The organism is Devosia sp. (assembly GCF_014860165.1).
Classification (GTDB): Bacteria; Pseudomonadota; Alphaproteobacteria; order Rhizobiales; family Devosiaceae; genus Devosia.
The window spans coordinates 39955-62287 of the sequence record NZ_JACZKG010000032.1; the positions used below are offsets into that span (position 1 = coordinate 39955).

Here is a 22333-nt window from a genome sequence, read left to right on the forward strand (position 1 = left end):
ATTTGGCTCTCACGCTTCAAGCCTTATATCGCGCGGGCCTGATCGACGATTCGAGTAAGGTGCATGGCTGGCTATGAAGTGACCGCCTTGGGGCGACCATGGATGACAGCTTCGATCAGGGCACCCCGCAAGTTGCGAGAGAGAGTTAGTATTGGCCCGAAACCGCTACACGCTTTGCGAACATGTAGGGAACCCGCAGGATTGGACCTATACTTGGCAGGTCAATGACGACGTCACCCTCGGCAGCAGCTGCGGGTTTTGTCGGCGAGATACCTTGCGGCTGACCTACGAAGTCACACGCGGCGAAGAGGTTGCCTGGATCTGCCAGAACTGCATCGCGCGTTATCCGATCGGCGCCACGCTCGACGGCGAACCGATGGAGCCCAAGGCCGCCAGGGCCTATGCACACGGTCTGACAGCCAGGCTCAAGCAGACAACCTGCCAGGATATTCTCCGGCGCGTACAGGCGGCGAGCCCCGACGCAGAACTTGAAGAAGTGGTGATCTATTTCGATCGCAACCTGCAGCTCTCGCCACTTCGCGCGGCCCGCCTGTTCTCGACCATGCTGCGTGTCGGCGAGCAGATCAACGCGCGCGTCTTCGAGGTGCAAACCCGCAGCAATGCGCATCAACAGGAATTCGGTAGCCTCTCGGAGGCTGACCGGAGCCTCGTCTGGATAGCGCTCTCGCCGCAGCAACGTCGCCGGCTGGCTTCACTCGGCTTTGCCCCCGCCGATACCCTGGTGCATCGCACCCAGGTCCGCCGGCTGCCGCGGGTCGAGGTTCAGCTGGCCGCTCCGCGCAAGGCTCCCTTGACTGAGACGGCAAGTCCCGATCCCGCGCTAAAAACGTCGCGATATCAATAACTTAATCCGGAACTAGCCAAGGTGTGGCAATATCCTGCCGCGCCTGTGCCCCATTGCGAGCACGATCAGTCTCAACAATCCTAGCTCTGATAAATCACCAGCAAGGATGGGGACATGCAAGCAATCCCGCACCGAACCCGATCCGCCCTGCGTTTTGCAACCAGCCTCGCCATCGGGCTTGTCTGGCTCGGAACAGCGCAGGCGGCCAACCCCTATATGCTGGGGGTTTCCGACAAGCTCAGCATCAAGGTCGTGCAGTGGAAGGCCGCCGACTCCACCTTCGAGGAGTGGACGGCACTGGGCGGCGAATATGTCGTCGGCGCGGACGGCAACGTCAATTTCCCCATGGTTGGCCCGACTGAAGGGGCCGGCAAGACCAGCGCCGACCTGGCCGTCGCGCTGGGTTCGGCGCTGCAGCAGACCCTTGGCCTGAGCACCGCGCCAACCGTCACCGTGGAGGTCGCCGCCTATGGTCCGATCTATGTCTCGGGCGATGTCGGCAGCCCCGGTGAATATCCGTTCGCCCCGAACCTGACGGTCGTCAAGGCCCTGGCCCTGGCGGGTGGCGAACGACGCAGTGCCGAAACGACTTCGCGCCCGGAGAAGGAGATCCTGACCACATCGGGCGCCCTGGATGTGCTTCGGGATGAGTATCGGCGCCTGCTGGTCCGCCGGGCGCGGCTGGATGCCGAACTGGCCGGGCAGGACCAGATTGCCATACCACCGGAACTCGAGGGTACCGAGGGGCTTGAGCCTCTGGTCGCGGCCGAAACCGCTATTCTGTCGGCGCAGCGGCGTCAGGCCGAAGCGCAATCCACATCACTGACCGATCAGGTGGCCCTGCTCAATACCCAGATCGACGCCTTTGGCCAGAAGGAGACGGGGACCGAGGCGCAACTCGTCCTGGCACGCGAGCAGCTCGACAAGATCACCGCCCTCTCCGATGACGGCCTTGCCCTGGCCTCGCGCGTCGCATCGCTCCAGACCAATGTCTCGGACCTCGAATCCCGCCTTCTCGACACGCAGACCACCACGCTGCAGGCCCGCCAGGACATCGCCGCCGCCCAGCGCGAACAGGCACGGCTGACCGACCAGCGCATCTCCGACCTGACTCTCGAGCGGCAGACCGTCGATGGGCAGATCGGCGCCCTGCAGCTCAAGATCGCCACGCAGCAGGGACTGGTCCAGGAGGCCGCCCTCTATACCGGCGTCGCCGTGCCCGGGAACTCGGCCCCGTCCTACAGTTACGTCATCGTCCGCGATGGCGAGGAGATCCCTGCCGATCTCACCACGCCGCTCGAAGCCGGCGATGTCGTGGTGGCCAAACTGGAGCTTGCACCATGACTGCGATGAGACGCTTGCCCACCCGAACTCTGTTGCCGCTGCTGCTTGGATCGCTCGCCATGTCGGGCCCGACCCTGGCGCAGGAAGCCGCCTTTCGCGACGATTTCAACCAGCTCGATCTAACGCGCTGGTATGTTTCGGATGGCTGGAGCAATGGCAGCCACCAGAATTGCACCTGGTCCTCGGACCAGGCCAAAGCCGCCAATGGCATGCTGCTGGTCGGCTTCGCCCCCGTCCCCAAGGGCGACCGCCAGTATCGGTGCGGTGAGATCCAGACGCGCAAGGCCTATGGCTACGGCACCTTTGAAGCCCGCTTCAAGACGCCGTCGGGTTCGGGGCTGAATGCAGCCTTTTTCACCTATATCGGGCAGCAGCAGGGCAAGCCCCACGATGAGATCGACTTCGAAGTGCTGCTGCACGACACCAGCCACGTCGACACGACCACGTTCGTCAATGGCAAGAGCGGCGATGGCACGACCGGCGCCGGGCAGTCCCACCCCCTGCCCCAGCCTTCCGACGCTGATTTCACCACCTATGCCTTTACCTGGGAGCCGGATCGCCTCCGCTTCTACATCGACGGCGAGCTCGTTCGGACCATGACCGAGCCCGCGACCATACCGAGCAACCCGCAGCGCATCTTCTTCAGCCTGTGGGGCTCGGACACACTGACCGACTGGATGGGTACATTTGCGCCCGTCACGAGCCCCATCGCCATGGAAGTGGATTGGGTGGCCTTCACGCCACTGGGGGCCGATTGCGCCTTTGACGATTCCATCCTGTGCCAAGACAACGAGGACAATTGATGAAACTGGTGTTCTTTCGCGGCAAGGTGCCGAATTTTGGAGACGAACTGAACCTGTATGTCTGGCCGGCACTCCTGCCCAAGGGCTTTCTCGATGAAGACGAGGACGAACTCTTCGTCGGTATCGGCTCCATTATCGGTGACCACCTGCCTGCCCGGTCCCGCAAGTTCGTCATGGGCTCAGGCTATGCGGGCTATATGGGCCTGCCGGACGTGCATGACGGAAGCTGGGACATTCGCTTCGTGCGTGGACCCAATACTGCCAAGACCCTGGGCATAGACCCCGCCCTTTCGATCTGCGACAGCGCCATCCTGTTGCGCGCCATGGAGCTTCCGGCCCCCGACGAGCGCGTCGGCGTCGCCTTCATGCCCCACTACGAGAGCCTCGAGCGCGGCAACTGGGCCGAAGCCTGCCGGCTGGCCGGCATGACGCTGATCGATGCCACCGAGCCGGTGGAAAAGGTGCTGAGCCAGATTGCCGGCGCCCGGATTCTCATCACCGAGGCGATGCACGGCGCCATCGTCGCGGATGCCCTGCGCACCCCCTGGATCGGAGCCCGCCCAATCTATGGTGGCCACCACAAGAAATGGCTCGACTGGGCCGGCGCCCTTGGCCTCGACGTGCGGCTCAATACGCTCAAGCCCACCAGTGTTCTGGAATACTATATCGGCCGGACCGGACGTGGCGGCAGCCTGGGCAAGGTCGGCCGCTTCAGCGCATCGCCGCTGGCGGGCATTCCAAATCGAATATTCACCGAGCAGGCGGCGCGGCATCTCGACGGAATGTCCAGGCTGGAGCCGCAACTGAGCGCCGATACCGCGATCCGTGAAGTGACCGATCGTGCGCTGGCCGCGGTTGATGGCTTCGTCCGCAGTCGCGTGGCGGCGGCCTAACGCCGCCGGCGGACGAAACCCACCAGGGTTTTGAGCCGCGTTGCTCCAACAAGCAGAATGACGGCGCCGTAGCTCAAGGCTGCGGCGCCTATTGTTGCGGCCAGTCGTAGGACCGGATCGGCCGCCGCCAGTTCCTGCTGTACCAGCCATCCGCAGCCGCCCATCACCAGCGTTGCTGCCACTGGCAGGGCAAGGGACCCGAGATAGGACCACACCGAAACGCTAAGCAGCCGCACGACCATGTGCACGGTTGGCAGCCAGATGAGCACGTTCAGGATGACCAACGAAGTGGTCAGCGCTACCACGCCCCAGCCTGAGAACAGGAAGATGTAGAGCACCGTGACGGCCTGCTTGCCCAGGATGTAGTAGAACCACAAATCTGCCTGCCCCTGGCTGCGGATCAGCGAGGATTGCAGCGTGCCGACCGCGGTCAGCAGGCCGAGGACGCAGAAAGCCTGTACGACCGGCACTGCGGAAAGCCATGCCTCGCCGAAGGCGAAGGGAATGAGATCGGGGGCGATCAATGCCAGCCCCGCAAAGACGGGAAATGCCACGACCGATGAAGCAAACGTGCCCAGAAGGTAGGCGTCGCGCAGCTTGGCGGGCTCGCGCTGCATCGAGGACAGAAGCGAGTAGGAAACCAGGTTGAGCGCGCCGGAAATGAGATCGGTCAGGATCTGGAAGATGCGGCGGGCGAAGCTGTAGATGCCCAGCCAGGCTGGTCCCATCAGCGCACCGATGAGCAACTGATCGAGATTGATCGTGGTGATGAAGTGATTGCCGGTCGAGAACAGGCCAAAGGCCCGGAGCTCGCGCAGCGCATTGCGGTCAAACCGCAGCCCGGGCCACCAGCGCGCGCCAACCAGTGCACCAAAACAGGCCGCAACCGCCCCTGCCAGTTGCGAGAATGCTAGGGCCCAGAGCCCGAAACCTGCCCAGAGTAGGCCAAGGCAGACAATTGCGGTGACCGCCGATGCCGCCGTCGTTCGCAAGGCCAGCATCTTGAACGACATGGTGCGCACGATCAGCGCGTTTGGCACGGCAGCGGCCATGTCGAAGATGACGCGCGCGGCCACGAGCGGGAGGAGCGCCACCAGCAAGGGCTCACCCGAGGCTGCTGCAATGACCGGCGCAGCGGCGCACAGCGCGGCAAAAATGAGCAGGGCTGCGCCGAGGCAGAGCCAGAACACCGTATCGAGGTGGGCAGATGACACGTTCTCGCGCTGGATCAGCGCTTCGCGAAAGCCGGCTGGGGCGATCGCCACACCGACACTGGCTATGCTCACGGCAAAGGCGACGATGCCGAACTCGGCCGGCGACAGCACGCGCGAGCTCGCCAGGAACACCAGAAAGCCCAGGGCCGCCGGCACGAAGCTGCTCACCAGCGACCAGAGCGTACCCTTGATCGCGGCCGAGGCACGGCCGGTGGTGAGGTGGCCGCGCAGGGACCCGGCTTCCGTGGAAACGCTCATGCGGGGTGGACTGGCGACCGCTGGCTGTCGCGGGAAGCGACAAAGCGGTCAAATTCCGGCGTCAGCCGCCCCAGGGTGCGGATCATCATCCCCCGTCCACGCAGCCGTAGGGCCTCGAGCGGGGACACATGCCCGGCAAGCTGCTGACCGATCAGGGCTTTGCCGACATGCTCCGCCCGGACGCCCACTGAGGCCGTGAACCGGGGATTGGTCATGAAAGCGGCGCGGCGGTCTGGGCTGCTCTCGTTCCACACCTTCTGCCGCAAGGCCTGCACGGCCCGCTTGAGGTCCAGCTCGCGCCGGAGATACCCGGCCTTCAGCTCGGCGTTGCGGGTGGTCTGTTCGGCATTCTCCGCCCAGACCGCCAGCGGCTCCATCGCCACAAACACCGGTTCGGCGACTGAATAGGTCCGCAGATATTCCTGCAACGTGGCCGTGCAGGCATAGCCGATTTCGAGGGGCGACCGCGCCCGCACCGACCAGAACAGGCCGCCATTGGACACCCCGATCCCGGCCAGCAGCGCCAGCCGAAACTCCTCGGCCGAATAAAGCCCCTCGGTGAACAGGTCGTCGAGCACACCCATGGTGCCGACACTGGCCGCCGCCGTGCCGCTGGCATGCTCGATCAACTGGTTGCGTAGCACGATCTCGACACCCTCGCGGCGCGCCAGCGCGATATTGGCGGCGCAGAAATCGGGCAGGATGAAGTTATCGTCCTCGACGACGCAGAAGAAGTCTGCGCCATGCGGATTGTCCGCCGCGAAGCAGTGATCGATGTTGCGGGACGCAAAGAGCTGCGGCTTGTTGGCGGTGTAGCGAATGCGTGGGTCACCTAGCTCGGCCACGACAAACCGCCCCGCCTCGGAGGGGTCGTCATCGAACACGTCGCAGACCCAGTGGGGCGAGGTCTGCGCAATCATCGATTGCAGGGCGCGGCGCAGCGCCTCGGGACGCTTATAGGTGGGGGTTCGGAAGTGGACGAGGTCGGGCTGGTGCTGCGACATGGCTCAGGATTCCTTCAGGACGGGGCCGCCGCGGCATGGCGGCAGCTTGGCGACGCAGGGCGATGAGCCCGGCCGCGGCATAAATCAGGGTGGCGACACCCAAGATCGAGCGAATGGAAAATTCGAAGAACACTTCCACCTCGATGAAGCTGCGCAGGATCATCAGCGTCTGCAGCGAAAGCAGCAGCGCATTGGGCGCATTGGGGCGAGAAAAAGTGTAGATCGCCATGAGAATGGCGCCGCCATACATGATGGCGACCTGCAGAGCCAAGCCGATCAGGCCGATCTCGACGGCGTTGGAAATGTAGGTGTTGTGGAAGTTGAAGCCGGCGCCCGAGGGCACGTCGAACATCGCCCACAGCTCTTCGGCGGGGGCGAAGCCGAGCACCCAGAAAGCGCGGTAGCCCAGGCCCTGCAGGGGTCGTTCTGCTATGTAGCTCAGGCCTGTAGCCCAAAGATCGGTACGTCCGGTCAGCGTGGCGTCCTTGCCCGATCCCTCAAGAATCCCCGCGAGCAGCGCGTCGCCGGTGGTGATGACGACCACCACCAATGCTGCCGCGAGAATGACCAGCATAGCGAACATGAACAGTTTCTGGACGCCGGTAAGGCGTGCCGAAAGGATGCTGAACACCACGATGGCGGCACAAGGGGCGACCATCAGGCTGGCGCCTGCCGATTGGGCAAGTACGAGCAGTGGGGCCGACGCAACCGCCCCGGCCATGCCGGCAAGGCGCAGCAGCCAATGCGACTTGCCATCTACCGCCACGGCGATCGAGATGAGCGCAAAGACCGCGATATGGGCCGCAAAGGCATTCTTGCTGCCAAAGACGCCAAGCCAGGCCCCGCCTGTGCCCGTGCGGCCAAACAGGATGCTGGCTATGACGCCTATGCCGTAGACCAGGAACATCAGGCGCATCAGGGCGGTCGTCGACAGGCGACCGGTAATGACGATGGCGACCACGAAGGTGAAGGCCAGTTGCGCGCCATAGCGCAGCGAATTGGCTGGATACTGCGACCACAGCGCCGTCAGCAGGCAGTAGGCGGGCAACAGCAATACGAACCACCATCGACCTACGCTATCGATGCTGGCAGGCACGTTGCTGATGACGAGCAGCCCGCTACAGGCCATGAATGTCAGCGCAGCAAGCGGCCCGAACATGGCATTCAGCACCAGGGCAGCGAAGGCGCCGAAGATCAGCAGATAGGCCACGTCTATGGTCAAGCGGGGCGGCAGTGTGGTCATGACGCCTCCGGCACGGCGCTGGCATCGGCCAGCATCACCTCGGGGATGAAGCCCGCGGCGTAGCGACCGGCCTGATCCAGCGCTACGCAGCGCGTGCCGGCATAGGAGGCGAGCTCGCGCCAGGTGCCACGCGGCCGGGGTGCGGACCAGTCGACCAGGGCGGTCGGCACATAATCCGGCACGATCCTGCTCGCGCCTGAGCTTCCCTGCCCTCCCAACACGAGGGGCTCGGATGGACGTGGGGCCGCCTTGTCGTCCCGCTCGCGGTGCTGCCGCCCCTCCATGAATGAGCGCCACAGGCGACCGAAATGACCCGGATTTCGCCTCAGCAGCCGAAGTGCCTGCCCGAGCTTCCGTTCCTTGATGCTCGATACCAGATCTTCATAGGCCAGGCCCTGCTGCAGAGCGGCCAGGCGGGTTGCGAGGGCAGCGGCAAGTTCGGTGGACAGGGGCTGGCGGGTGGCGACAAAGGCACGTTGCCGTTCCACCATGGCCTTCATGTCACCGACCGACAGCCGGTGGGAGATCGAGGCGGAATGGCGCCGATAGAGATAGAGCGGCTCCGGCGCGACGACCATGCGCGCATTGTCGAGCAGCAGCCGCAACACGAAGTCATAGTCCTCCCCGATGCGCAGGGCCTCGTCGTAGCGCACACCCCTGAGCCGCTCGGCGCGGATCATCGGCTTGAGGTAGCCAAGCGCGGGGGAGCCATCGAGACCCGCCAGGACCCACTGCATGGGGGACACGATGAAGCTGGCTTGGGCCTCGGCGCCCAACATCAGCTTGGGCGGGCTGCCGTCCTCGTGGAACAGCAGCAGGTCGTCGGCAACGATGTCGGCATCGTGCCGTGCGGCCACCGCGAGCAGTCGCTCGAAGCGCTCCGGATGGATGATATCGTCGGAATCCACGATGGCGACCCAATCGCCGCGCGCCAGGTCCAGCGCCCGGTTGCGGCAGTGGGCGGGGCCGCGATTGGCCTCTTCAGTAGCCACGCGAATGCGGGGATCGTCCGCCATCATGGCGCGCACCAGGGCCAGGCTGTTGTCACGCGAGGCATCGTCGCTGACGATGATCTCGACATCGCCCATCGTCTGACCGAGTACGGACCTGATGGCGGGTACAATTCGCCCACCAGCCTGGAAGTTGGCCATGATGACGGAGATGAGCGGCCCGCCCCTGGTCCGTCTGTCCGATGACTGCATCTGCGCACCCGCTTCCGGCATCGCCTAGGCGACGCTCTCGCCCGGCTCTGCCTTGGGTGCGAGGGTCCGATCCACCTGCCCCAGCAAGTCCTCGAGCCGCTGGATCTGGGTATCGAGCTGCGCCATGCGCTGCCGGGCGCGGGACCCGTTCTGCTCGGCAGAGCCTATCGCGCGCTCGTCGAGCGGCTCACGCTTGCCATAGTCAGCCGAGTTGTCCATCAGCGTGGCGGCCTGGGCGTAATAGAAATTCATGCGCTGGCCGAGGCCATCGCGCTCGCGGCGGGCATCGGCCAGGGCCATGGCGATGGCATTGCTGATCGTGCCGAAGCGCGCCTCGTCGGTCTCGGCGTCCCGACTCGGATTGCGAGACCGAAATGCACGCGGACGCATCGTAAACATCTTCATGGCCATCTCCTCAGCGGCTGCCGGTGCGCATGATGACGACCTTGACGGTCTTGAGCAGGATCACGAAGTCGCCGAGGAAGGACCACTCGCGGACATAGAGGCTGTCGAGCTGGACGCGCTGGTCGTAGTCGACGTCGCTACGCCCACTGACCTGCCATAGACCCGTAATCCCCGGCCGAACGGCCGCATAGTGTTCGATCTGGTCGGCATAGCGGACCACTTCGTCCTGAACGATGGGCCGCGGGCCCACCAGGCTCATCTCGCCGCGGATGACGTTGATGAGCTGCGGCAGCTCATCAAGGCTGGTCACCCGCAGGAAGCGGCCCAGGGGCGTGATGCGGGGATCGTCGCGCAGCTTCTGCGTTGCCTCCCACTCGGCCCGGGCCTGCGGGAACATTTCGAGGTGCCTTTGCAGCGCTTCCTGGGAGTTGACCACCATCGAGCGGAACTTGAGGCATCTGAAGCGCTTGCCGTTCTGGCCGATCCGCTCATGCGAGAACAGCACCGGCCCGCGATCGGCGGAAAACAGGATGACGGCGATGAAGAACATCGCCGGCAGGGCGAATATCAGCATGAGGGACGCGGCCGTGATATCGAACGCCCGCTTGGCGCCGGCGCCGCGTCGTGCGCCGAACTTGGAATCGAGGTCTGACGAACCGACTTCAGCATTTGTGATCGACATGATGTTCTCTCGCGAAGTTTGAAGCCTTGATAACCAGCGGCGCTCAATCGTCTCTCGGAGGCATGGAACATCGTTCGCGAAAGCGCACGCTCCCACGGTGTCCCAACCGGTCGAACAGTTCTGATCTATCCCCGGAGCCTACGCCGGGTTCGCCGCACTTTGACGATACCGCCTCCGTGACCGGATCGCGCATCGCCATTGGCAGGAGGCAAACATGATCGGATTGGCGTGGCAACGCCGGGTGCGCATGGCTGCAATGCGCCTCCCAGTCACAAATTCACCCCAAAGCGACGGGGGCCGGCAAAGGCAAATCACCCCGCCAAGTGCAGGCAGGGTGCACCGGGTACGACTGAAAAGACTATCGTTTCTGCTATTCTATGCCGGAGTGCCCAGGCAAGTAATGCAGCGGAGCGGCTCAAAAGGAGCCAAGACTCACCAATTGAACAGGAAGGCGATGCCGTTCCACATCAGGTAGACGCCGACCCAGGCGATCGCCATCACGCCGATGGCGACGAGCCCCCACGGCCAGGGAAATTCCGCGCGCGCCCTTCCCTGCGGAACGGCCGTCATCGGCGCCTTGCGCAACTGACCTTCTTTGGGTCCCTTTGGCTCCACGAAAACCTCCCATGGCCACCGCCAGATGCGGCAAACGGTCGACCGCGTCGACAAGCTGCCAACTGTACCCGCAGGCTGGGTAGCATGCGGCGGTAAATACAACCCTCATGCGCGAGGCGAAATAGGTCTGGCGATCACGACTGCGTTGAGCGCTCGCCGCCACCGGCCCAGTGCGCAAGCAAGATGTGGCACCATCAGGTTATTTCCAGTGGTGCGGCGCTTCAACCAAAATTACTTGCCAATTCTGAAGGCCCCAGAAAAAGCAGACCTGACAGGGAGCTGAAAATGCGGCCAAAACCCGCGCGGATGCCTTCCAATTGGGCAAATCAGGTCAGCAGCATATCTGCAATCGAGCCATGCAACGACATTTGGCGTTTCAGGTGGATCGACTTGTGCGGAGATGGTCCAATCCACTCGGCTTACACTGAATAAGGAGAGTGCGTTGTCCAAACGTGTAAAAACTGCCGTATTTCCGGTCGCGGGACTGGGAACCCGCTTCCTGCCCGCCACCAAGGCAATGCCCAAGGAGATGCTCACGGTGGTCGACAGGCCGCTCATCCAATATGCGGTCGACGAAGCGCGTGAAGCGGGAATCACCCATTTCGTCTTCGTGACCGGCCGCAACAAGGGCGTCATCGAGGACCATTTCGACCGTCAGTTTGAGCTGGAAGCAACCCTGGAGGCGCGCGGCAAAACCCGCATTCTCAAGGACCTGCAACAGGATCTGCCATCGGCGGGCCGCACCAGCTTCACGCGCCAACAGGAGCCATTGGGCCTGGGTCATGCCGTCTGGTGCGCCCGCGATATCGTCGGCGACGAACCATTCGCCCTGCTGTTGCCCGATATGCTCTTCAAGGGCCGCCGCGGCGTGCTCAAGCAGATGATGGAAACCTACGAAGTGACCGGCGGCAATGTCGTCGCTGTCGAGGAAGTGCCGATGGCCGAGGTGTCGTCCTACGGCGTCGTGGGGCGGGGCGAAGGCGACGATAATGGCTTCCGCATCAACGGCATGGTCGAAAAACCCGCTATTGCCGACGCCCCGTCGAACCTCATCATTTCCGGCCGCTATATCCTGCAGCCGGAGATTTTCTCGCTGCTTGCCGATCAGCCGCGGGGAGCGGGAGGGGAAATTCAGATAACGGACGCCATGCAGACACTGATGCAGCGGCAGCCCTTTATTGGCGTGAAGTATGAAGGCCAGTCCTTCGACTGCGGCTCCAAGATCGGGTTCCTCACGGCCAATGTCGCCTACGCGCTCGACCGGGAAGATATCGGCGACGACTTCCTGGCCGCACTGGCCAGGATCGGGCTGCACAACGCCCTGATGGAAGGCTTCAAGATTGCTGCCGAATAGCCGCGAGATTGCTGCCAGCTAGCCGTGAGACGGCGCCCCTAGTTGGGCGCCGTCTGCATCTGTTGCTCCGCCCGATAGGCGAACCGCTCCAGCCCCCCGATATCGGTAAACCTGGGCAGCGCGTTCAAATCCACATTATTGAGCACCACGCCGACAATGTAGTCGGTCAGTTCCGGCTCCTCTTCGAGCAGACCCGTGAGCAGCCGGCGAGGCGTCTTGCCCCATTCCGCCACCAGGATAGCCCCATCGGTGAGCGGCAATACCGACAGTGCGCCGACGACCAGCGCCAATGCCGGCAGATCCAGCAGCACATAGTCGAATTCGCCACGAGCCTCGGCCAGCACCTTCTGCATCACGATGCCCGAAAGGTCCCCGCCCCCGGATTCGGGAGCCGAGGCGGAGAGGCTGACAATCCCCGTTTCGCTGTCGGTCACGACGATCCTGCGCCAATCGCCCATTTGCGAAGGCAGGACGCGCACCGGCATCGCCGTGCGGCCCTGCGGCGTGATCTCATCGGCATTGATGATGAGGACCCGTGAACCGGAGGCGGCCAGCATTTCGGCAAAGGACGCCGCAAAGGTGGACTTCCCCTCGCCCGGCAAAGCCGACAGCACCCCGATGACGGCCGTCCCACGGTCTGCCACCGGCTGCAGCGCCAGGCGGGTGGCCCTCAGCGTCTCCATATACGGGCGACCCCAGCGCGGGCCGCTGCGCTGGCCGAAGGCGTGGCGGACCAGAGTGCGGATCGTCCGGCGCGATTCCGTCTGCGGCAGGCCGCCATCGACCTGAAGCCTTGGGAAATAGCCCAGGAAGCGCAAGCCCAACTGGCGCCTGACCTGCGACCCCACGCGGAAGCCACGATCGCGCAGCTCGATGACCGCCGCCAGCATGGTGCCCATGAAGGCACCGGCGATGAGGGCTGCGGCTACAATGACCATGACCTTCGGGCTGGAGGGCTGCTCGGGCAGCAGCGCATCGGTAACGATGCGGATGGAGGGGATCGGGAAGCTCTGGCGCTGCACCGATTCCTCATAGCGCAACAGATAGCTGTTATAGAGCGATCGCAGGGCGTCGGAGCGCTGCTGGAGTTCGTTGAGCCGGACCTGTTCCTGACTGATCAGTCCAGCACTTTGCCCCTCCGCATCGATATCGCGGCGCAGGCCCGCCTCCTGCTGTGTCGCGATGGACAGTTGGGTACGGTATTGCTCGTCCAGATTCTGCAGCAAGGCATAGATGCGGCTGTCGAGCCCGGCCTTTTCCGCCGCCAGCACCTGCAATTGCGGGTGATCCTCGCCAAAGCTGGAACGAACCTCCGCGATCCGGCTGGTGAGCGCCGCCGATTGGGTGCGCAGCACCGCAATTTCGGCAGGGTCGACCTGGGTTCCGCTCAGCAGGGAGACATTGGCGGCGGCCGCTTCCGGCCCGGCTGCCACCACGGTCTGCAACTGATCCGACAGGGCACGCAGTCGCGCCGTCTCGGCCTGCGCCTCCGCCAACTGATTGGACAGGGCCTCGATGCGCTGATTGGTCAGGTTGGTATCTTGCCCGACCGACAGCCCGGTCTGCTGGCGATATTGTTCGATGGCAAGGCTCGCGGTTCGCTGGCTCTCGCCGATTTCAGCCAGCCGCTGCTGCAGCCAGTCCGACGCGGCACTGGTTGCCTCGAGTTCCGCGTTGAGCTGGTCTTCGAGCAGCGCCTCGGCATAGGCGCGGGCAATGCGCTGTGCCAGCTCAGGCGTCGTCGCCTCATAGCCCACCCGGATGATCGAGCTGCGGCCCATGCGATCGACCTGCACATTGGCCCGCAACATGCCCACCACCTCTTCGATGCTGGCCTCGAGGTTGGCAGGGCGCGCGGCACGACCGAATGGCAGCAGCCCGCGCACCCGCTGGCTGAACGAAGGCGGCGGATTGAGGAATTCCTGGTCGGTCGTCAGGTTTTCGGCCTCTGCCACGGCCGTGGCGACGCGGCTGGACCGGAGCACCTCGATCTGGTTGAGCACCTGGGCTTCCAGATCAACGCTGCTGGTCGTGGGTTCCCCGTCCCCCGCAGCCTGCTCCAGGTTGCGGTCCAGCAGCACCTGTCCGGCCGAGAGGTAGCTGCGCGGTGCCAGCGACAGATAGAACGTCGCCAGCACCAGGGTCACCAGCACGCACGATCCCAGCACCACCGCGTGCCGACGCAGCAGCGACAGGATACGCTCGAGATCGATGGTCTTGAGGTCGGACGGTAGCGGCGCCAACGTCTCGGGGTATCCAGTCTTTTCAAGCATATTTTGAACTCCGCCATTCTGGCTGGGAGGAAAAGGGGACGCTCAGCGGGACGCCGGTTGTCCGTAGTGGGCGGCCTGGCGGACGCCGAGAAGGCCCCCGGCCACGCCGACATGGAGCACGGCGCGCAGCCAGTTCCGGCGCCGCAGCACCGGGGAAAATGCCGTCAGCGCCGCCATTGCGCCGCAATAGCCGATCTTGGCGGCGACGATGGCCAGGGCCCTCGCCCGCGAACCGGCCTGCAGCATGCCGTGGGTCTGCCCGAACCGCAGGCGCCGACGCACCAGCCAGTTCATGCTGGCCCGGTCGGCCGGCACGGGCTCCTCGACCAGGGCGGCCTCGGCATAGGCGATGGTGCCGCCCAAGGCGGTCAGTTGATAGAAGAAGGCTGTGTCTTCGCCGCCGGTCTTGCCTAGGGCAAGATCGAAGCGCAGGCCGCTGTAGGGCGACTTCCAGCGGATCAGCACGTTGCAGGTATAGCCGGTGCGGATCGTGTCGCCGACAAAGACCGGGCGCGTGGAATGAAAGTCGCCATCCACCATCCAGGCCGGGGCATCCGGGCCATAGATGGCGCGCACCGGGCCCAATACTGCCGCAGCGCCGCTCGCCCCAGCCTTCTCAACCAATGCGGCAATCCAGCCGGGGGTGACCACCTCGTCGTCATCGACAAAGGCGACGAAGTCGGCGTCCGCCTGGTCCAGACAGGCATTGCGCGCAATGCAGATATTGGCCGCCGGGGCATGCACATAGATGATGGGAAAGGGCACCTGCTCCCGCATGCCCTCGACAAGGTCCCGGGCCGAAGCGACCGCGTCATTGTCGGCAATGATCACCCGGATGGTGTGTCCGCCATGGTCGAGCGACGCGATCGAGCCCAGCGTCTGGGCCAGGAAGGTCCGGCGATAGGTGCAGATGCAGATGTCCACGCTGGCCATGGCGATCACACTGGCTCCCGCCGGCGGAACGGCCGTTGCGCCACATGCGCCCAGAAGCCGGACGACCAGGCCAGATGCATGATCATGGCGGCCAGGCCCACCAGCGGCGAGAGCAGCATCGGCATCTCATATTGAGGATAGTGTTTCTGCGCGGCATGCATGCCCAGTGCAATGCATCCCAGCCCCCAGATGGCCAAGGGCACAAGGAAGGCCCAATGCCAGATCGACAGCGCCGCCAGCAGCACGACGGGCAGGATGGCCAGCGGCACCAATTGGCGCAGGCGTGGCCGCATGCGGTGTTTGAGGATGTTGCGCGCCCTGCCCCCACCATAGCCGAAATACTGCCGGAACAGGCTGGTCGCCGTCGATCGGGGATAGTAGGTCATGCCGGTACGGTCGGTCAGCCAGATCGTGTGACCCGCCAGCCGCAGGCGATGATCGAGCTCTGCATCCTCGTTGAACCGGAAGCTCTGGTCATACCCGCCGACGTCGCGAAAGGCGTCGACACGCATGAGGGCATGATGACCATGATCGACCGGTCCGCTCCCCTTGCCGGTGCGATGAGCCGAGCCGCCTGTGCCGATCGCCGAGTTCTGCGCCGTAGCGACGGCACGCTGGAAGGTCGCAATGCCGACCGTGGTCATGGGCACCACGATGCTGCCCACCTGCCGCTCCTCGGCCTCGGCCACCAGCATGCGGCAATAGTGGGCCGGATACGCACCATGCGCGTCGATCCGGATCAGGTAATCGGCATCATCGCCGAATTCCCGCACGGCCAGATTGATGGCCGCACTCTGGATCCGTTGGGGATTGTGGATCAACACCACGCGTGCCGAGGACCTGGCCCGTCGCGCCACGATGTCGGTGGTGCCATCCAAGCTGCCGCCATCGGCGACGATAATGCGGGCATCGAGTGACTCCGCCTCGACGAGCAGGGCGTCCAGCAATGCATCGATGTGGCGGGCTTCGTTGAGGGTGGGCACCACGATGATTGTGCGAGCGCTCATGCGGCGGCCTCCAATGCGGGCTGGGTGGACCTGGCTCCCGAAAGACGCTCGACGAGCGCGACGCATTCGCGCGTGTCGCATCGGAATGTCGTGGGGTCCTGGGCCGCGACCGCAGCTGCCAGGTCACGGATGCGTTCGGCGGTCATCCCCTCAAAGAGGGCGACAAGCGTCTCCTGGGAAATATCGGGAACGACGACACCGATACCGAGCCGCTCGATGAATGCGGCCGTCTCGGTGCCCTCAAGCGCGATCGGGATCGCGCCGTTGAGGCACCCCTCGTAGAGCCGGTTCGGCAGCAGCCAGTTCGAGTTGAGGCCCTCTTCGAAGAAATCGATGGCCCAGGCAAAATGCACGCCCGCATAGAGCGGTGCCAGGTCATCGGGGTATCGGAACGGCCCACCATATTCGAGATGCGGCGTGGCATTCACCGTGCCCTGAAAGTCGTCGAATTCAGTCAGCGCCGGCCGCCCCCGCAGTACGACGTCCAGCCGCCCGCCAAAGTGCCGCGACAGTGCCGTCAGCGCTGCCAGCGACTTGTGGCAGCGCAGGGCGCCAAACCATCCGATGCGAATGGGATTGGTCTCTCCGACGAGCACCGGATTGCGGCCGACCTCGCCAGGATCGGGCGCGAACACCTTGTTCTCGACCAAAACGGCGGGGGGCGCACCGAGCCGGTGGAAATGATTGCGCAGGAAGGCTGGCGAGCTGGTGATGAGCATATCGACATGGCGCATCAGCCTTTGCTCGACCGCGCGCATGACCCCGCCGATGCGGTCCTGGCGCAGCATCAGCCGATGAATGTCGAGGCACTCGTAGACGAGAACCGGCTTGCTGTCCCAGCGCCCCAGCAATCGGTTGGCAACGCCCAGCATTTCCAGATTGCGCGCCACGATGACATCCGGGCGGCGGAGCGACTGCGACCAGCCGCGCGCACCGGCAGCGGCGCGTGCCGTGGCCGCCAATCGGTGCAGCATGCGACCATCATGGGTGATGTCGAGCTCGATGACCGTGGTGAGGGGCAGGCTGGGCCTGGCTGCATCACCACGCCGAAAGCCGGCAATCTCGACCTCGGCTCCGCCCGCGGTGAACATGGCGACGCGCCGCTCGACCGCAGGGTCGGCAAGGTTGTGAACCAAGTACAAAATTCTTGGCAACGAGGCGTCTCCTGTTCCAAGCAAAGCGCGGGCGTCAAGGACGCATCGGCCGTTCCCCGCCGAAGCGCGGGACTGAACGCGGAGTTCACGACGCATGGACGAGAGGGTCAACGTGACCCAGGGTGACGCTGTGATGCGCCCGGCGCATGCCACGAAAGTGCCCCAATCCGGCTATCGCCGCACGGGCGAGCCGAGCCGGCGGGCATCGCGGCCGCCGCAGGCTTAGTGGATCGATAAGGGATGTGGCCGAGAAACGGCACGACTATGCCGGCTCTACCGCCTTGTCGCGGGTTCGCCAGGCGCCGTCATTCCACTCCCGCACCGTAATGACGATGCGGTTCTCCAAGATATTGATGATGTTGTAGGCGTTGGGCTCACCGCGCAATCGGGTGGAAATGGCTGACGAGGCCTGCGCCACCAGGATTGGCGCAACCGAGGAGTGGCTGAGCCCCACGGGCTCTCCCTCGCGGGCGGCCGACAGGGCCTCGTGCTTGCGTACATAGGACAGGTGGAAATGGCCGGACAGAACCAGCCGCACGCCCACCTTGGCGAAGGTGGCCAGCGCCTCGTCTGCCCGTTTCACCCGCTTGGTCTTCTGCACCATGGGTTCGGTCGGAAACAGCAGCGGGTGATGTGCCACGATGATCCGCAACGCGTCGGGCGATGCGGCTTCAAAACGGGTAGCTAGATCCTCAAGCTGGTCCGAGGAGATCGTACCGTGACCCCAGTTCCATTCGAGTCGCGCACGGCGCGAGGTGCGCAGACCCACCAGAACCACCCCGCCCATTTCGAGGAACGGCTCCGTATCGGGCGAGATATATCGACGATAGAGGCCATAGGGATCAATGAAACGGCGCAGGATGTTGATTGCTGGCACGTCGTGATTGCCCGGCACTGCAAAAATGGGAGCATGAAGCTGGTCGAGAAACGCCCTCGCCTGCTGGAACTCCCGTTTGGTCCCCACCTGGGTGAAATCCCCACTGGCCACGACAAGGTCCGGCTTCTGAGCGTTGATGTCGTGGGCAAACCCCTCTGCCAGAGCCTCGTCATGGTGTCCGAAATGGAGGTCCGATAGATGCAGGATCTTCACTGGACGACCTCCTCCACTGCCGCGATGGGCTGCGCAATCACCGAAAGCGCCTTCGACCGGATGGAGAACTCCAGTGGGGAGTGAAGGGTTTCAACTTCCCCGTCAAACATGACCTTGAGGAGTCCCTTGTGCGTGGTGATGGTCACCGCGTCGACGCTCTCGATGGAGAGGGCATCGTCGTTCCGCCAGTGGCCCAGCAGCATCGACACGCTCAGCCGGATGACATCCCCCGGCGTCAGATGCCGAAGGATGTAGAGCGTCAGCTTGCCCTTATCGAGTGATGAGCGGGAGAAGAACTGGCCCAGCCCCTCATCATAGGAATTGCTGGCCACGGCTATGGACTGCACACGCTCGATCCGCGTCTCGCCATCGGGTGTTCGGATCTGGACGGCCATGCGCCTTGCCCGCTGCAGGCGGCGCAGAAAGTAGCGCAGGAAGCCGATCTTTGCCCCGATGCCGGACTGGCCCCGAATGTGCTCCCGCCCAGCGGCAACCCCCGGGATCACCCCAACCACCACCTTGTGCAGGAAGGTGCGGCCATTGACTTCGCCGACATCGATGAGTTGCGGCTCCCCGGCGGCCAGCGCCTCCACTGACCGGCGGATTTCGAGCGGAATGTTGAGATCTTTCGCCAGCGCATTGACCGTTCCAAGCGGCAGGATGGCCAGACTCTTCGGCGAGCCGGTCAGCGCCTCGGCAATCGCGGTGACGGTGCCATCGCCTCCGGCTGCCACGACAATACCAGCCGGCCCCGCGACGGCATCCCCGACCCGCTCGGGCAGCGGCACGTCGCTGCGCGCATCCACATGGCAGCGCAGGCCGGCATCCTCGAACATGCCGCGCAGCGCCTCTGCCGTCAGTCCCTGCGCGCTGGCCGTTCCGGCCCGCTCGTTGAAGATGACGTAATAGTCGTAGTCCTGCATCGCGGAAGCACCCTGCTCATTCGCAGGATGCAATGGATGGCGACGCACTCCGTTGCATGGGCTCGCCAGCAAACGAGCGCAAATACGCTTCCGCGAAGGGCAGGACCGGGGCTACCCACCCCGGCTGAGACCCTGCTCAGCCCCAGCCTAACGGTCGCCCAAGGCCTCGGCCACCGCCAGATCGGCCATTGCCAGCGCCGCCTCGCGCGTGCGGGCAGCGGCAACGAAACGGCCATTGTGGCAGAAGCTGGCGCCGGCTACGCCACTGGCCGCCTCCAGGTCAGCGTTGGTCAGACCGGCCCAGGCAGCCGGCAGGTCCGCGCGGACGTCAAAGCCCTCATCCGAGCGGCGGATCGTGGTCAGGCACCAGTCCTTGTCGCGCGGATGCACCACAAACAGCAGATGGTCGGCACCAGCCTTCTCGATGGCCGGCCGGAACGGCATGCCCATGGGAAGCTCCAGCACGCGCCCTGCCCCCGTGGCGACAATGGCCTGCTGCACAACCGCCTCAGCCCGCAGCTTGGCCGCGCGACGGGCAATGGCGGCCTCGAGGAAACTGCGGGCAATGGCCAGTGCGCTCTGGAACGCGTTGGTCTCCGCATCCGGATCGACACTGTCGAAGTCGGGCTTGAGGGTTTCAAGCAGCACCGGCAGCGTCATTCCGCCCAGCGGGCCCGACGGGCTCAACGCGCCATTGTCGGTCAGGTCGATCGGCAGCACGAAACTGGCATCGAATGCAGCATGCAAAGCCGCGACATGCGCTTCCGGTACGTTCGAAGCGGCCAGATAGTCGCGGCCAAAATGTTTCCAGATCAGGCCAAACGAACTGAACGGCTGGCCATCCTCACGCAGCGGCGCGCCGCGCTGGTGATGGTCGAAAATCCCTGCCTCGGCGTCATAGGCGCCGCCGACATCATAGATGATGCGATCTGCCCCCGGCGTGATCCATTCCGGCGCGCGGCTGCGCACGATGCGCGCCTGCGGGAAGATCCGCGTCAGGATCACGCTCGACAGTAGCTCATCGGCATGGAAGCCACCCGAATGGGTGACGAGGAAATCTGGGGTCATGCGGGGATGCGCCTTGTGCGTGTGGCTGGAAGTTGGCACCAGATAGCCATTGCCGGGCGCCATCTCAACCGCCATTCACGTGCTAAACGAATCCAATGGACAATTTTGACCATTTGGTCAAAAGTAGCACAACACCGCTGAGCCTTTGGGAGAATGGGCATGCGCTTCGGTTACAAGGCCTCGGCCGAACAATTCGCACCCAATACCTTGCTGAAGTTTGCCATCGAGGCCGAAGAGGCCGGCTTCGAATCGGTGTTCATCAGCGATCATTTCCAGCCCTGGAAGCATACGGATGGCCACGCACCCTTCGCGCCATCCTGGATGGCCGCGGCGCTGGCGCGTACCGAGAGGATCATTGTCGGCACATCGGTGCTGACGCCGACCTTCCGTCTCCATCCCTCTGTCGTCGCGCATGCCTTCGGCACCCTGGGCGCCATGTTTCCCGACCGCGTCATCCTGGGCGTCGGCACCGGCGAGTCGCTCAACGAGGTTCCGTCCACCGGCATGGCCTGGCCCGAGCTCAAGGAACGCTCGGCCCGGCTGCGCGAGGCGGTGGCGCTCATTCGCCAGTTGTGGAGCGAGGAGCGCGTTACCTTTGATGGCGAATTCTACAAGACGCAGAACGCCACCATCTATGACCGGCCCGACCGACCTGTGCCGATCTACCTGGCCGCCGGCGGCCCGCTCAACGCCAAATATGCCGGCCGCGCCGGAGACGGCTTCATCTGCACATCCGGCAAGGGCGCCGAGCTCTATGTCGATCAGCTGCTGCCCAATGTCGCCATCGGCCGCGCCGAATCCGGCCGTGAAAACCTGCCCTTCGAGCGCATGATCGAGGTGAAGGTCTCCTTCGACCCCGATCCGGAAGCCGCGCTCAACAATACCCGGGGCTGGGCGGCGCTGTCGCTGACGGCCGAGGAGAAGCATTCGGTGGAGGACCCTGCGGAGATGGAGCGTCTTGCGGCACAGCTTCCCATCGAGCGCATCGCCAAGCGCTGGATTGTTTCCAGCGATCCCGACGAACACGTCGCGGCCATCAGGACCTATATGGACTATGGCTTCGACCACCTGGTGTTCCATGCGCCGGGCGAGGACCAGAGCCGGTTCATCGCGCTCTATGCCAAAGAAATCCTGCCGCGCCTGCGGGCGATTTCCTAGCCATGGCCATGCCGCGCTACACGGTCTGGGGCATTCCCGGCCTGCCGGAAATCGGCGCTGGCGACGACCTCGTCGCCCTGATCGCTGCCGCCATCGACGCGACGGTGGCCGAAGATGCCGACGCTGCCCTGCGGGATGGCGACATCCTGGTGATCACCAGCAAGATCGTCTCCAAGGCCGAAGGCATGCAGGTGCCGGTGGCAGATCGAGAAAAGGCGATTACGCAAGACACCGTCCGAATCGTGGCCGAGCGCGTCCATCCTGGCGGCGTCACCAAGATCGTCGAGACTCGCCACGGCCTTATCATGGCCGCCGCCGGCATCGACACCTCCAATGTACCCGATGGCCTGGCGCTGCGCTTGCCGCTCGACCCCGACAGCTCCGCCCGCGCCCTCTGCGCCGGTTTGCGCCAGCACTTCGGCGTCGCCCTCGGCATCATCATCACCGACACTCTCGGCCGCCCCTGGCGGGTCGGCCAGACCGATGTCGCCATCGGCGCCGCCGGCATCGTCGTGACCGACGATCTGCGCGGCGGCGTGGATGCCAATGGCCGCCCGCTCAATGTCACCATCACCGTGCTGGCCGATGAACTGGCTGGAGCCGCGGACCTCGTCAAGGGCAAGGCATCAGGCATTCCTGTCGCCGTGGTGCGCGGCCTCGCGCGTCTCGTGACCGACATGGACGCGCCGGGCGCCCGCACGCTGGTCCGCTCGGTCGATGACGACATGTTCCGTTTCGGTTCGGCCGAGGCCTATCAGCTCGGCTACCAGGCCGCGCGGGCCGAGTTGCGCGAGCCGCCGGACCACTCCGAGTCTCAGCCTAAACGCGTCAAGAAGGACTGACCC

General features: G+C 64.4%; 21 protein-coding genes. 7 read left to right on the forward strand and 14 right to left on the reverse strand.

Annotated elements, in window-relative coordinates:
• The first annotated feature begins 151 nt into the window (after nucleotides 1-151).
• From IH615_RS07255 to IH615_RS07270, 4 genes are all read left to right on the forward strand, one after another.
• The gene (locus IH615_RS07255; protein ID WP_291360999.1) at nucleotides 152-865 is read left to right on the forward strand and encodes a hypothetical protein; all 714 of its coding nucleotides are present in this window, start codon (nucleotides 152-154) and stop codon (nucleotides 863-865) included.
• Between the two features lie 114 nt (nucleotides 866-979).
• Nucleotides 980-2209, forward strand: a complete 1230-nt coding sequence (locus IH615_RS07260) for a polysaccharide biosynthesis/export family protein (protein ID WP_291361001.1) — start codon at nucleotides 980-982, stop codon at nucleotides 2207-2209.
• The gene (locus IH615_RS07265; RefSeq protein WP_291361003.1) at nucleotides 2206-3012 is read left to right on the forward strand and encodes a family 16 glycosylhydrolase; all 807 of its coding nucleotides are present in this window, start codon (nucleotides 2206-2208) and stop codon (nucleotides 3010-3012) included. The genes IH615_RS07260 and IH615_RS07265 overlap by 4 nt, the downstream gene beginning before the upstream one ends.
• On the forward strand, nucleotides 3012-3905 hold the full coding sequence (locus IH615_RS07270) for a polysaccharide pyruvyl transferase family protein (RefSeq protein ID WP_291361004.1): 894 nt from the start codon (nucleotides 3012-3014) through the stop codon (nucleotides 3903-3905). The genes IH615_RS07265 and IH615_RS07270 overlap by 1 nt, the downstream gene beginning before the upstream one ends.
• Here the strand turns inward: IH615_RS07270 and IH615_RS07275 are convergent.
• From IH615_RS07275 to IH615_RS07305, 7 genes are all read right to left on the reverse strand, one after another.
• Nucleotides 3902-5377 (reverse strand): lipopolysaccharide biosynthesis protein, encoded by a 1476-nt coding sequence (locus IH615_RS07275; protein ID WP_291361006.1) that lies wholly within the window; start codon nucleotides 5375-5377, stop codon nucleotides 3902-3904. The genes IH615_RS07270 and IH615_RS07275 overlap by 4 nt on opposite strands.
• The gene (locus IH615_RS07280; protein WP_291361007.1) at nucleotides 5374-6381 is read right to left on the reverse strand and encodes a glycosyltransferase; all 1008 of its coding nucleotides are present in this window, start codon (nucleotides 6379-6381) and stop codon (nucleotides 5374-5376) included. The genes IH615_RS07275 and IH615_RS07280 overlap by 4 nt, the downstream gene beginning before the upstream one ends.
• Complete coding sequence (locus tag IH615_RS07285; RefSeq protein ID WP_291361008.1) at nucleotides 6332-7624, reverse strand: O-antigen ligase family protein; 1293 nt, start codon at nucleotides 7622-7624, stop codon at nucleotides 6332-6334. The genes IH615_RS07280 and IH615_RS07285 overlap by 50 nt, the downstream gene beginning before the upstream one ends.
• On the reverse strand, nucleotides 7621-8826 hold the full coding sequence (locus tag IH615_RS07290; protein ID WP_291361009.1) for a glycosyltransferase family 2 protein: 1206 nt from the start codon (nucleotides 8824-8826) through the stop codon (nucleotides 7621-7623). The genes IH615_RS07285 and IH615_RS07290 overlap by 4 nt, the downstream gene beginning before the upstream one ends.
• Nucleotides 8827-8850: 24 nt before the next feature.
• The gene (locus IH615_RS07295) at nucleotides 8851-9231 is read right to left on the reverse strand and encodes a hypothetical protein (RefSeq protein WP_291361010.1); all 381 of its coding nucleotides are present in this window, start codon (nucleotides 9229-9231) and stop codon (nucleotides 8851-8853) included.
• Between the two features lie 10 nt (nucleotides 9232-9241).
• Complete coding sequence (locus IH615_RS07300; protein ID WP_291361012.1) at nucleotides 9242-9913, reverse strand: sugar transferase; 672 nt, start codon at nucleotides 9911-9913, stop codon at nucleotides 9242-9244.
• Between the two features lie 432 nt (nucleotides 9914-10345).
• Entirely contained in the window at nucleotides 10346-10528 is a 183-nt protein-coding gene (locus tag IH615_RS07305; RefSeq protein ID WP_291361014.1) for a hypothetical protein, read from the reverse strand.
• Nucleotides 10529-10970: 442 nt separating this feature from the next.
• Between IH615_RS07305 and galU the strand changes: the two genes are divergently transcribed.
• The gene (gene galU, locus IH615_RS07310; protein WP_291361016.1) at nucleotides 10971-11882 is read left to right on the forward strand and encodes a UTP--glucose-1-phosphate uridylyltransferase GalU; all 912 of its coding nucleotides are present in this window, start codon (nucleotides 10971-10973) and stop codon (nucleotides 11880-11882) included.
• A 38-nt stretch (nucleotides 11883-11920) separates the two neighbouring features.
• Here the strand turns inward: galU and IH615_RS07315 are convergent, their stop codons facing one another.
• The 7 genes from IH615_RS07315 to IH615_RS07345 form a co-directional block, all read right to left on the reverse strand.
• The gene (locus IH615_RS07315) at nucleotides 11921-14155 is read right to left on the reverse strand and encodes a Wzz/FepE/Etk N-terminal domain-containing protein (RefSeq protein ID WP_291361018.1); all 2235 of its coding nucleotides are present in this window, start codon (nucleotides 14153-14155) and stop codon (nucleotides 11921-11923) included.
• 42 nt (nucleotides 14156-14197) lie between these two features.
• Nucleotides 14198-15088 (reverse strand): glycosyltransferase family 2 protein, encoded by an 891-nt coding sequence (locus IH615_RS07320; protein WP_291361120.1) that lies wholly within the window; start codon nucleotides 15086-15088, stop codon nucleotides 14198-14200.
• A gap of 5 nt (nucleotides 15089-15093) precedes the next feature.
• Nucleotides 15094-16095: a glycosyltransferase family 2 protein gene (locus tag IH615_RS07325; protein ID WP_291361020.1), complete on the reverse strand. Its 1002-nt coding sequence runs from the start codon at nucleotides 16093-16095 to the stop codon at nucleotides 15094-15096.
• Nucleotides 16092-17231 (reverse strand): glycosyltransferase, encoded by a 1140-nt coding sequence (locus IH615_RS07330; RefSeq protein ID WP_291361022.1) that lies wholly within the window; start codon nucleotides 17229-17231, stop codon nucleotides 16092-16094. Before IH615_RS07330 ends, IH615_RS07325 begins: the two co-directional genes overlap by 4 nt.
• A 280-nt stretch (nucleotides 17232-17511) precedes the next feature.
• Nucleotides 17512-18339: a metallophosphoesterase gene (locus IH615_RS07335; protein WP_291361023.1), complete on the reverse strand. Its 828-nt coding sequence runs from the start codon at nucleotides 18337-18339 to the stop codon at nucleotides 17512-17514.
• The gene (locus IH615_RS07340; protein WP_291361024.1) at nucleotides 18336-19262 is read right to left on the reverse strand and encodes a diacylglycerol kinase family protein; all 927 of its coding nucleotides are present in this window, start codon (nucleotides 19260-19262) and stop codon (nucleotides 18336-18338) included. Before IH615_RS07340 ends, IH615_RS07335 begins: the two co-directional genes overlap by 4 nt.
• A gap of 147 nt (nucleotides 19263-19409) precedes the next feature.
• Entirely contained in the window at nucleotides 19410-20330 is a 921-nt protein-coding gene (locus IH615_RS07345; protein WP_291361122.1) for an MYG1 family protein, read from the reverse strand.
• Nucleotides 20331-20489: 159 nt separating this feature from the next.
• Here IH615_RS07345 and fgd point away from each other — a divergent pair, with 159 nt between their 5' ends.
• Together fgd and cofE are read left to right on the forward strand one after the other, a co-directional pair.
• Nucleotides 20490-21488, forward strand: coding sequence for a glucose-6-phosphate dehydrogenase (coenzyme-F420) (fgd, locus tag IH615_RS07350; protein WP_291361027.1), 999 nt, complete (start codon nucleotides 20490-20492; stop codon nucleotides 21486-21488).
• Nucleotides 21489-21490: 2 nt separating this feature from the next.
• Nucleotides 21491-22330, forward strand: a complete 840-nt coding sequence (gene cofE / locus IH615_RS07355; protein WP_291361028.1) for a coenzyme F420-0:L-glutamate ligase — start codon at nucleotides 21491-21493, stop codon at nucleotides 22328-22330.
• Nucleotides 22331-22333: the final 3 nt, after the last annotated feature.